Source organism: Microcystis sp. M165S2 (genome assembly GCF_020245885.1).
Lineage (GTDB): Bacteria > Cyanobacteriota > Cyanobacteriia > Cyanobacteriales > Microcystaceae > Microcystis.
Window position 1 is genome coordinate 1 of sequence record NZ_JADBTZ010000328.1, and the last position, 11747, is coordinate 11747.

At 41.4% G+C, this 11747-nt stretch carries 8 protein-coding genes and 3 pseudogenes; 3 read left to right on the top strand and 8 right to left on the bottom strand.

Annotated features, from left to right (window positions below; genetic code table 11):
- Window positions 1-129 precede the first annotated feature (129 nt).
- The 6 genes and pseudogenes from IM479_RS16220 to btpA form a co-directional block, all read right to left on the bottom strand.
- A pseudogene (locus IM479_RS16220) lies at window positions 130-1098 on the bottom strand (DNA cytosine methyltransferase); the annotation flags it as partial.
- 72 nt (window positions 1099-1170) lie between these two features.
- Entirely contained in the window at window positions 1171-1755 is a 585-nt protein-coding gene (locus IM479_RS16225; protein ID WP_287686232.1) for a Bpu10I family restriction endonuclease, read from the bottom strand.
- A gap of 3 nt (window positions 1756-1758) precedes the next feature.
- Window positions 1759-2082 carry a hypothetical protein gene (locus tag IM479_RS16230; RefSeq protein WP_287686227.1) on the bottom strand — a complete coding sequence of 108 codons (324 nt, stop codon included), beginning with the start codon at window positions 2080-2082 and terminating at the stop codon, window positions 1759-1761.
- A gap of 16 nt (window positions 2083-2098) precedes the next feature.
- Entirely contained in the window at window positions 2099-3292 is a 1194-nt protein-coding gene (locus IM479_RS16235; RefSeq protein WP_287686228.1) for a DNA methyltransferase, read from the bottom strand.
- 109 nt (window positions 3293-3401) lie between these two features.
- Window positions 3402-4388, bottom strand: coding sequence for a vitamin K epoxide reductase family protein (locus IM479_RS16240; RefSeq protein WP_287686229.1), 987 nt, complete (start codon window positions 4386-4388; stop codon window positions 3402-3404).
- Between the two features lie 203 nt (window positions 4389-4591).
- Window positions 4592-5443 (bottom strand): photosystem I biogenesis protein BtpA, encoded by an 852-nt coding sequence (gene btpA, locus IM479_RS16245; RefSeq protein ID WP_286826141.1) that lies wholly within the window; start codon window positions 5441-5443, stop codon window positions 4592-4594.
- 180 nt (window positions 5444-5623) lie between these two features.
- Between btpA and rimO the strand changes: the two genes are divergently transcribed.
- The 3 genes from rimO to IM479_RS16260 all read left to right on the top strand — a co-directional run bounded on the left by rimO (window position 5624) and on the right by IM479_RS16260 (window position 9077).
- The gene (gene rimO, locus IM479_RS16250) at window positions 5624-6937 is read left to right on the top strand and encodes a 30S ribosomal protein S12 methylthiotransferase RimO (RefSeq protein ID WP_286826142.1); all 1314 of its coding nucleotides are present in this window, start codon (window positions 5624-5626) and stop codon (window positions 6935-6937) included.
- A gap of 41 nt (window positions 6938-6978) precedes the next feature.
- Window positions 6979-8418 (top strand): DEAD/DEAH box helicase, encoded by a 1440-nt coding sequence (locus tag IM479_RS16255; RefSeq protein ID WP_287686230.1) that lies wholly within the window; start codon window positions 6979-6981, stop codon window positions 8416-8418.
- Between the two features lie 224 nt (window positions 8419-8642).
- Window positions 8643-9077, top strand: a complete 435-nt coding sequence (locus IM479_RS16260) for a DUF4332 domain-containing protein (protein ID WP_287686231.1) — start codon at window positions 8643-8645, stop codon at window positions 9075-9077.
- A 32-nt stretch (window positions 9078-9109) separates the two neighbouring features.
- Here IM479_RS16260 and IM479_RS16265 read toward each other — a convergent pair.
- Together IM479_RS16265 and IM479_RS16270 are read right to left on the bottom strand one after the other, a co-directional pair.
- Window positions 9110-9256: pseudogene (locus tag IM479_RS16265) on the bottom strand (phenylpyruvate tautomerase MIF-related protein); the annotation flags it as partial.
- Window positions 9257-9271: 15 nt separating this feature from the next.
- A pseudogene (locus IM479_RS16270) lies at window positions 9272-11614 on the bottom strand (type ISP restriction/modification enzyme); the annotation flags it as partial.
- Between the last annotated feature and the right edge of the window lie 133 nt (window positions 11615-11747).

The following is an 11747-nucleotide window of genomic DNA, read 5'->3' on the forward strand; positions in this document are numbered from 1 at the left end:
AACCGCACTTTTTCTCGGTCAATGATGACAATAAGTTATAGCTTAGAAGCTAATCAACAACTAAAGCTTATGCTTGTAGCTAAGTGAAATCATTGATTAAGAGACCTGTGCTTTTCAATAACTTTTTCAGCAGACCCTAGTTAAAGCTGGTTCATCCCAAGATAATCTTTTAGCATATCCTGTCCGGCCTCCGTGATTTTTGAGACTATTTTTCATATATTCTTTTTGAATATCCATCGGCAAATTCCGCCAATTTCCTCCTGCGGGAACTAAGGACATAATCTCTTTTTTTCTTTCTTTATATTCTACTCCCAGAGAAATTGGACAATTCTCTAGAGCTTTTTTCAAAGAAATAGTATAGTTTTTATATTGGGGAAAAATGGGTTTAATATTTAGGTCTTGACGGGTGGCAATAATAATTAATCTTTCTCTTTTTTGGGGAACATCGAGAAATTGAGCCGATAAAACTTGATAAGCAGCATAATAACCGATTTCCTGTAAAGCTTGCAGCATTAATTGCAGGGTTTCTCCTTTTTTATTACTTAATAATCCTCGAACATTTTCGGCCATAGCAATTTTAGGTTGTACTTCCTGTAAACAACGAGCAAATTCAAAAAATAAGCTCCCTCTCAAATCTTCTAATCCTTTCCCTAACCCAGCATAACTAAAAGGTTGGCAGGGAAAACCTCCAGCTACAATATCTATTTTGTCTCTAAAATCAGAAAATTTAATCTTTTTTATGTCTTGATTTATAACATTCCATTGCGGTCGATTGAGTCTTAAAGTATTAACACAATCTTGGTTAATTTCCACCAGTAATTGCGTTTTTATTCCCGCATTTTCTAAACCTAAAGCCATACCACCACAACCAGCAAATAATTCAAGAACCGTGTAATTAGTTGGCTCAACAGTTTTTAAAATTCTCAATTCTCTGGGGGATTGGTTATTTTTAAGATTGGTTAATTCATCCAGATTAAATAACCAATCAACTTGATTGATTTTCTGACCTTTGATTAATTTTTTCTTTTGCCATGTTAGTATTTCTGTGGTAGTGACACCGAGAATATTAGCGGCTTTTTGTAGATTTACCTGAGTCATAACCAATAATTAGCAACTTATCTACATCTTGATTATACATCAAATTAGCTAAACTTGATGTCGAGAAAATTTTTAGAAATATCCTTGATATAAAACATTTTCCAGTGATGGATTTGTATTATCAATATGAGTTTGTATTTTATCGATCATCCTTTGAAACACATCGGGATAATATTGAGAAGCATCCAAAAAATCTACATATTCCTGTCTGTGCAGCTGTCTTGCTTTTGAGGAGCGATACTCTTGTCGAAGATTAGCGGTCATACGCTTAGTTTTTCGTATAATTAACACATCATCAATTTGAGTAGAAATTATTGAAACTGGTGTCATATCAAGAAATTCGCAAATCAAAAAATATAAAGAGTTAGGAACGGCAATTTTTAAATCTCTACTTGTGGCTACAGCTTCCTGAAACATAGTTTTATCTAAATTAGTTTTGCACTCTGCACAAACATAGCCAAGATGAGACTCAATCAATTCATGATTTTGAAATTCTGGCTCAAAAGATGACTTTAGATATAACTTTTTGCCCAGTATAAAATCCTGATTTTTGCTTCTAATATTTGCTTGACCACCTTGACCAATATTGCCGAGAGAGGATAGGAAACTTAGTCCAGAGAAGGTATTTCTTGGACCCAATTCAAAAGAGTTATCTATTCCTTATAAACTACGTAAAACCAGCTGCGGTAAAAATTCTTCTAATATAGTATTATCTAATTTTAACTGTCCTTTCTGTCTATACAAAAAGTTATCTGAACTATCAAAAATCAAGTCAAGTTCAATAAAACGCTTATATCGGTTAGTAGCTGACACTAGCTTTTCTACTGCATCTGCTTGACCAGAATTAATCGATTCTAACTCGATAATCCACTGGCGATATTTTATAATAGCTTCTTCTAAACGTTCCCGATCAGATTCTGGCAACCGAGGATTGTTAAGACAGGCAGTTATTTTTGTGTAGTGAGGACGAGAAAATTCGTTCATGTATTTTTGTTGATGTTCAAATATTAACAGGATCAATATATAATCTCTTATCTAAAATTGGTGTTCTTTGAATATTATTGACTTTGGCAATTGCTGATTGTAACCATAGCTGGTTTTCTGGAGATACAAAAAGCCTACTGCTTTCCAATACCTCGAATGCTACCTCTCTAGAAATTTGTTCTATTACCTCTTGGCTAACTTGATTATTTAAGTTGATAAAATTAATTATATCCTCTATAATAACTTTACCAAATTTATTCTTAAATTTTCTTTTTTGTCTTAATACTTTCTGGAATAGCTTGGCTTTGATACCTATTTTTTCAATAATATCAGCATTATAAAAAGGTACGCCAAGAACGTTAGATTCTTGTCCTACAATTAAAACAATTCTTGCTTGCTGCTTGCTGACTCTTGCCAGTTCTTTTAAAATGTCACCCATATCTAAACAGTATTGTACTACAGTGTAGAAACGATTACTCCTATTTGCTCTATTAGAACCAATTTCTGACTTGGCTATCTTGAGTAAATCCCATCCTAAGATTTCAGCAGATTGACGATAATTTTGATGGTAATTAAAAACATTTATATAGGGTGGAGAAGTCACAACAAAATCTATCTGATTATTTTCTAGTGGTAGAGAACGAGCATCAGATAATCCAACCCTGATCGGTTTTTGAGAGTAGGGAAGATTAGTAATTATATTGCTAAGATGTGAAAATTTTTTCTGAATAAATTCCTGAGTAATTTTATTCTTACATACATCAAGAATGATTACCAAAGCATCAAATAAAACCTTTGACCGATCCGGTAGCATATTCCTAGTATTTTGCAATTTATCTACTAAATTTTCTACTTGGTCACTGACTTCAAAAATTCTCAAAGGAAATTCTTGATCAATGATATTTCTCAGGTTTTTAAGAACTTCTTTTTTTTGAGAATCATTGATAAATTCATAGGTATGACTCATGATATAAGCAGCGGGATTAATCTCAAATCCATAAGCTTCTAGGGATAAATAACTTGCCTCTAGCAAAACAGTGCCGCTACCCACAAAAGGATCGAGGATGACCGAATTAGATGGGCAATAATAAGTTAATATAGTTTCAATCAGTTGGGGTGAAAACTGACCTCGCCAAGCAAATAAATTGGCTCTATTTTTCTCAATAATGTCAAGTTTTTCTTGGGGTATAGGTTGATCAAAATCTGGCAACTTTCAATCTCCCTCTATTGCTAAGAACAAAATTCAAGTTCTACTTTATCTAGAGAACAAACACTATAAAATGTCGGGGCTGAACCAGGTTCAACCCCTCAATATTTTTCTACTTGCGCCCCGGAACTGTATATTTAAAATTCATCGGGCCAGTATAACCAGAAATCTCCGCCAATTTCTCTAATCTTTGGGTTCCCGAATATTCTTGACCCTTAATAATCCAAGTGGGGAAACCTTTAATTCCGGCATCGCGACAAGCTTGGGGATTACCATTAACCCCTTGGGGATCGCATTCGATATAAACCCCTTCTTTTTTGAGGATTTCTCCAGCTTCCTTACCAAATAACTGTTTTTGATCGTAACAGTGGGGACACCAAAAAGCCCCGTATTCCTTCGCACCAATTGCTTTTAAATGTTTAGCCAGGGCGATTTCTGCTTTTCCCGAAACCGTGGTTACTTCCCAACCATACGGGGGTGTAGCAGCTGTCATTGGCCGGGTAATTTCTTCTTTTCCTGCTGCCACCGTGGGGGAATTTACTCCCGCATAAACCGCTAAAGTTCCCACAAAAGTAATCATTGCCACTACAACCATCGGCAGTATAATTTGTCCTAAACCTTCCCATTCGCGCCCGATAATTGTGAGAATTAATAGGGTTAAAGCGAACAAAGCCGAAGTGATGCAGTAGGGACACAATTCCTTTAATTCCGTGGCTAGAATATACATTAAATAACCACTAAATACCGCCATCGCCGTCGCCCCTGCTAACAGCAATAACCAAGTATTATTTTCTAAACTTTTGCGGAGATTTTTCTGAGTTTCCCCATTGATAAATAGAGGACTGAGGGAAAAAACCGCCATGGCCATATAGGCCAAAAAACCGAACAAACTCAAGGGCAGCCCGAAAACCGTAGCGTAGGGACTATTAAGAACACCACTACAACCAGCCCCATCACTAGCCCCGGCGGTACAGGCAGCAGCCCCTCCCGTCAGTTTGGTAATGGTTAAATAGCCGGTCAGAATCGCCCCCACGATCGAAACCCCCCCAATTAGGGGCCGGGAGTAGCGATGAATCCAAGGTACAGAACGACGACGCATAATATTATTTAGATTAAATTACAGCAGAATTCAGGAGTCAGGAGTCAGGAGGGAAATCGTTACTTAATGAGATTTTCACAAATCGAAATGTACTTTGTCGAAAGGAAAAATCCCGTAACGATATTGTGTTAATTAGGACGTTTTCAATTCCTAAAAACTTAGGATCGCTATCCCCTGAAACTATCCGCCATTCTAGCAAGGGGTTATGTGGACAGAGGCAAAGAAGGGAGAGAATTATTAATTTTTGCTTTTTGATCGTTGATCTGCCGGGCCGTTTCCACAAATTGCGACACCCGGATCGGATCCACCGGTTCAGTAATTTTGCCATGACGCTTGAGGGAACTAGCCACGATCACCCCATCGGCAGCCGGCAGTAACCGCCCGATATTGTCCAAATCAGCCCCGCTGCCGATAAAAACCGGTGTTCCCTTGGCCGCCGCCACTGCCAGTTCCAAATCCTCAAAACTAGGGGGGCTACCGGTAGCCCAACCGGAGAGAATCACCCCGTCTGCTAGTCCCCGTTCGATCGTATCTTGAACTGCCGTAGTCAGATTAGGAGTTGCCAAGGGGCGGGCGTGTTTAACCAAAACATCCGCTAAAATTTTGACCTCAGACCCCAATTCGCGCCGATAACGCAGGAGTTCGTGGGCCTGACCCTCAATAATGCCCTGATCGGTAGCCATAACCCCCGTTAGCACATTAACTCGAATAAATTGGGCCTTGACACAGGTAGCGATCGCTAAGGCACTATGGGCATCATTGCGGAGAACATTAAGACCGATCGGTAAGACCACCAGATTTTTAATGCGATCAACAATTAAAGTCATGGCACTAACCACGGCGGGATCCACCTGTTGCTTGGTAAAGGGGGCATCAAAAAAATTCTCGATAATCAAACCATCAACACCACCGGCAGCCAAGGCCGTCGCCTCCTGTTCAGCCCGCTCGATCACCGTCTTGAGACTACCACCCCAACGGGGGGAAGTGGGCAGGGGGGCGAGATGAACCACGCCAATAATCGGGTTTTTTGTCTTGAAAGTTGCAATTAAGTTCACAGCGTCTACTACTCTTAGCGTCCCCAACCAGGCGCCGCTCACCCATTTTAACAGGGTCAAGGCCTAGCCACGGGACCCAGGGGGGAAAATATTTTAACTGCTAATGATTTTATCAAGTCCGGAATCCGTTAAAATGTCTTAACATTAGAGAAGTTTAAGATTTGGTTGATACTCGATCGCATGGGCAATAAGCCAACCATCGCTATCTCACACCTAGGCTGTGAGAAAAACCGGATCGACTCCGAGCATATGTTAGGACTGCTGGCCAAGGCTGGCTATCCCGTAGATAATGACGAGGAGTTGGCCGATTACGTTATCGTTAATACCTGTAGTTTCATTCAAGCAGCTAGAGAAGAATCCGTTCGCACCCTCGTGGAACTGGCGGAAGCTAATAAAAAAATTATTATCTCCGGCTGTATGGCCCAACATTTCCAAGATGAACTCCTGACGGAATTGCCGGAAGCCGTGGCCATTGTTGGCACGGGAGATTATCAGAAAATCGTCGAGATCGTGGAACGGGTAGAGACGGGAGAACGCGTCAAGGAAGTCAGCGCCGATCCCACTTTTATCGCTGATGAAAATCTACCCCGTTATCGCACCACTACCGAAGGAGTCGCCTATCTGCGGGTGGCCGAAGGCTGCGATTATCGCTGTGCTTTCTGTATTATTCCCCACCTGCGCGGCGATCAGCGATCGAGATCGATCGAGTCCATTGTAGCCGAAGCGCGACAATTGGCCGGCCAAGGAGTGCAAGAATTAATTCTCATTTCGCAAATAACAACCAATTATGGGTTAGACTTATATGGCGAACCCAAATTAGCGGAACTCTTGCGAGCGCTGGGAGAAGTCGATATACCTTGGATTCGCGTTCACTACGCTTACCCGACCGGGTTAACGCCAAAGGTTATCGAGGCGATCCGAGAGACCCCGAATGTTTTACCCTATCTAGACTTGCCGCTACAGCATTCCCATCCCGACATCCTGCGGGCGATGAACCGTCCCTGGCAAGGACGAGTCAACGATGGCATTATCGAGCGGATCAAGCAAGCTATCCCGAACGCGGTTTTACGAACGACTTTTATCGTCGGTTTCCCCGGAGAAACCGAGGAACATTTCAGCCATCTGCTGGAATTTGTCAAGCGTCATGAGTTCGATCACGTCGGGGTGTTTACCTTCTCCGCCGAAGAAGGTACAGCCGCTTTTGACCTGCCCAATCCAGTGCCACAGGCAATTATGGACGAACGCCGCGAACGGTTGATGTTAACTCAGCAACCAATCTCGGAGCGCAAAAATCAAGCTTATATCGGTGACACTGTCGATGTTCTCATCGAACAGGAAAACCCAGAAACAGGGGAGTTAATCGGGCGTTCCGCTCGTTTTTCCCCGGAAGTGGATGGCTTGGTTTATGTGACAGGGGAGGCGATTCTAGGTGCGATCGTACAGGTCCGAATCACTTCGGCCGATACCTACGATCTCTACGGCGAAATAGTCTAATTTTTCCATTTTTCTAATTTAATTCCCACAAAACAATCCCTATGACCACTGGTTTCAACAATTTAGGTTTATCCGATAGCCGTCTTCAACACCTAGAAACGCTTGGATTCACCACCCCCACCGAAATTCAATCCAAAGCCATCCCTCTCCTGTTAGAAGGCCATGACATGGTAGGAATGTCGCAAACGGGAACCGGCAAAACTGCCGCCTATTCCCTGCCTTTACTCGAACGCATGGACACCAAAAATCCTAACGTTCAAGCTTTAATCCTCACCCCCACCCGGGAATTAGCCCAACAGGTGGCCAGCGCCATCAAAGATTTCTCTGATGATCGTCGTCTCTTTATCCTGACAGTCTGTGGTGGTCAATCCATGGAACGTCAGATCCGCAGTCTGGAAAAAGGTGTCCAGATTGTGGTCGGGACTCCTGGCCGGGTAATCGATCTGCTCGATCGCAAAAAACTCCATCTAGAATCCCTAAACTGGGTAGTCCTCGATGAAGCGGACGAAATGCTCAGTATGGGTTTCATCGATGATGTTAAGAAAATTCTGCAAGCATCCCCCTCCACCCGTCAAACCGCCTGTTTCTCGGCAACTATGCCCCGGGAAATCCGCGATTTAATCGCTAATTTCTTGAAATCTCCCGTTTCTGTGACGGTTTCTCAACCCCAGGCCGCTCCTGCTAAAATCGAGCAGAAAATTTATCTGATCCCTCGCGGTTGGACGAAATTAAAAGTCCTGCAACCCCTGTTAGAGATCGAACCCCTAGAATCGGCGATTATTTTCGTCCGCACCAAGCAAACCGCGGCCGAATTAACCAGCAAACTGCAAGAAGCGGGGCAAACGGTGGATGAATACCACGGTAACTTAAGCCAAGTGCAACGGGAACGACTGGTGCAACGTTTCCGCGAGGGCAAAATTAAATTAGTGGTAGCCACGGATATCGCGGCCCGCGGTCTAGATGTGGAAAATCTCAGCCACGTTATTAACTATGATCTGCCGGATAATGCCGAAACCTATATTCACCGCATTGGCCGCACGGGCCGCGCCGGTAAAACGGGAACTGCTATATCCTTAGTAGAACCGATCGATCGGCGTTTATTACGTCAGATTGAACAGCGTTTGCGTCAACGTCTGGAATCTAGTCCCATTCCTAGTCGCACCGAAGTAGAAGCAAAACGCCTGACCAAGCTGCAAAATCAGCTAAAAGAGGCTTTATCGGGGGAACGTATGGCTTCTTTCTTGCCTTTAGTGCGGGATTTAAGTGAAGAATATGATCCCCAAGCGATCGCGGCGGCTGCCCTGCAAATGATCTACGATCAAAATTGTCCCCAGTGGATGAAAACCGATTGGGAAGTTCCCGCACCGGCGAGCAGTAAACCAGTGATTAATAAAACTCCCCGCGGTGGTGGCAATAAGTATCCTTCTAAGTCGAATAACCGTCCTTCCTTGGACAAAAAAATCGTCTTTCAGGAACGTTAATTTTTAGTTCCTGAATAGATAATTTTAAGAGTTGATAGACCGTTTTGGTTCTATCAACTTTTTTTTGTGTATAATTCATAAAAACTACACATTGAATTCCTCCTTTTTCCCCTTAAAAAAGGGGATACCGAAGCTAGGGGGATCGATTCTCACGAGACATCGACCAGCTAATCTGAGCCTGAAGATAACCGCTATAATCTACTTATCAATAGTTAATAATTTCGATGAATCGATCGCAACTTATCCACAGGCAAAGCTGGTTAATTGAACATTTGCCGGGGTTAAGTGACCAAGATTGCCAAAAATTAAAGGATTGCGGTATCGACACCACCGCACAACTTTTGCAAAAAGTTCGTCCGCAATGGGGTAAGGAAAAATTAGCAGTAAGAATGCAAATCCAGGCTAAACATATTAATAAGTGGGTGGCAATGGCGGAATTAGCCTCGATTCCCGCCGTGGGTTGTCAATACTGCGGTTTGCTGGTTCATGCCGGTATTGCTTCCATCCCGCAATTGGCACAGACATCAATTCAGCAATTGCATCGACAGATTCTCCGCTTTCAGGTGGCTAATCTGCAAAGACGCGATTTATGTCCCGATATCGCGGTGATGTTAGCTTGGATTGAACAGTCAAAAATCTTAACCAGAGAGTTAAAATAAATGCGATTTTTCGGTATTCCTAAATAAGCCTAAATTTCTTGACAAAAATCACTACTCATGCTTTTAGTTTGAGCAGGAGAAATAGAACCAACGCTTTTAATCTCCACATAATACACTGGCTCAAAAGTGCCAGCAAAAGTCATTTTTATCCCCGATTATAAAGCTGTCATCACATAGGATTAGACCAGAAGATATTAAAAAGAATACACGGCTGTTTTGATATTTTGATAGTTATCATCTAGGTCTGATTCTAAGAGAATAATCGCAGTAATTCTTCTAGTCATCTCGCTTACTTCCTGCACTTCTGCGATAGTTAATCCCCGTCCTAATAATTTTTCCTCGCGATAACTTAGCCATTTTTTAATGACTTGATAACCCCCGATGGTATATTCCCATACCCGGGATGGTATATTTTGCCAATAGGCTCGATCATTGAGATAAATATCATAGGTTTTCGTTCCTAATAATTTTCGCATTTCTGGGCTAATTACGCTCATTTCTGCGGTTGTATATTGTCTTGCGATCGCTTTTCCTTTACCCGGCATCGTCACGCCATTTTTACCCCCATGTCCCCAACCAACGTTAATAATTAAATCTCCCTTATCTGGGTTTAAATTTACCCCATCAGTGCAGGAAATCAAGGCGATTTTTTGCAGTGCAGGAGTCGGTTTTTTTGTCACTCCTATAACGGGATTTTCTGTGTCTAAAAGAGAGGCGATCGCTTGTCCTAGTTCGGCAGATTTAATTAATAATTCTTGGCTTTTGGGAAGGGGAATTCTTGGGAAGTCTTGACGAATACCGTCGGCATTTTCCCCAAGATACAAGGGAGAGTAACCAATAGCTAATGCGTGCAGCCAAATTAAGGACGCATTCTCGATATTTTCCTCGAGATTATTAATACCCATTTGCTTTAAGTATTGACGAGATTTTTCCGAGAGATTAGCTGTTAGAGTGGTGTCGATAAATTCTTGTGTATTGAATAGTGTGGCTGTTTTATTTTCAGTTAATTTAGTCCTTAGACGAATAGGAAAACAGGAAGCATCAGGAGATAAGAGATGATCGTCAGATAATCCTATCGCAAAATAAAAGGGTGAACCTTCCGAAGTTTTTGCCGATTTAAAACGACTGATTAAAAATGAATTTCCTTCCCAACATTGTAACCATAAGCTCGGTCTATGTTCATTCCATAAAGGACGAACAGCAGTATAATAACAATATCTAACATCAAAAGGTCTAATTATGTATCGTTGTAAATTTTTTGAATTATAAGATTCTAAATTTATGATTTTAATTCGAGCTTTCTTGGCATCAAAACGAGCGGCATCTTCCGTTAATCCAGTTTTTAAGGTTTTCAGTTCTTCCCATGTTATCGAAGTATCATAATACATTTTAATTCTTGTTTCTCAACTTGATTTATCAATATCAATTAATGCTCCTCCCCTTTTTTCCATTAATCCATTGCTAGGTGGTTCTTTACATAAATCTGTTAACTTTGGCCATGCTAAATATTGAGAAGAAACATCGGAGGGACGGAAAGAATAACGATTAGATTGTTCTGGTTTAGATACTTGATAAAAATCATCAAAATCTTGATTATTTAAACTATCTAATAACTGTTCTCGTTTAGAAACTCCCCAGAAATGGCGAAAATAGACATCAATATTTTTATTCCTTACTTCCTTTCTTACCATTAATCCGATAGTTGTCCCGACTCGAATCCCTTCCTTATTGTATTGAGTAGAAAAAACCCTAGGATCGGGATTACCTTCGGGGGTTAACTTTCCTGTTTCCCGACTATCACCATTGAGACAATCAAACCAAAGACGATCAAATTCTTGTAAAAATCTTTGCCGCATCACCACAAAAGAAGGATCAGCGAGATAGGAAAAATTAGAAATATAACAAACAACTCCTTTACCGGTATTTTCAGAGATACATCTTTCTGCTAAACGAAAAAAGCGCACATAGAGATCATCCAAATTAAACTTTTTAATCCCCCAATCGGAGATCAAACCCTGTTTATATACTTCCACTAAACCTGCTTCTTCCGTGGGACTGGTTCCAGCAAAAGCATTGTAGGGAGGATTACCGAGAATAACTAAAATCGGTTTACCGCGCTTAACTTCATCAGCTGCCTCTCGTTCCTTATTTAACTCCGGAAAATTTAATTGTAGCTGTTGAATTTTCTGTTTGCTTTCCTCGTCTGGGGGTTGCCAACCGGTTAAAGCATTAGTCAGATAAACCCCGACGCGTTCACTATCTTCTATTAAAGGTACACCCAAACTTTGCAGGAATAAACCTAATTGTAGATGAGCGACGACAAAAGGAGCGGTTAAAATCTCGAAACCGAAAATTCTTTCTATCGCTGCTTTTTTCACCAAAGCCATGGCTAAAGCACCCGACCCATTTTCCTGTAAAGTATCGGTAATATAGCGCAAAACCTCGACTAAATAAGCGCCGGTTCCACAGCAAGGATCGAGAATATAAACATCGGGATTAGCTAAACCGTCCTCGATATTTAATTCTTCTCTTGACACTCCCCGCTCTAAAGAGACGGGGATTCTTGGTTCACAGAGATTACTTGCTTAGACAGAATTGCTTCTGAAAAAGTAGAGGTATTCTCTCCCCAAGCGTTTATTGGATCTAGCCCAAAGGTTCCGGTATGCCCTA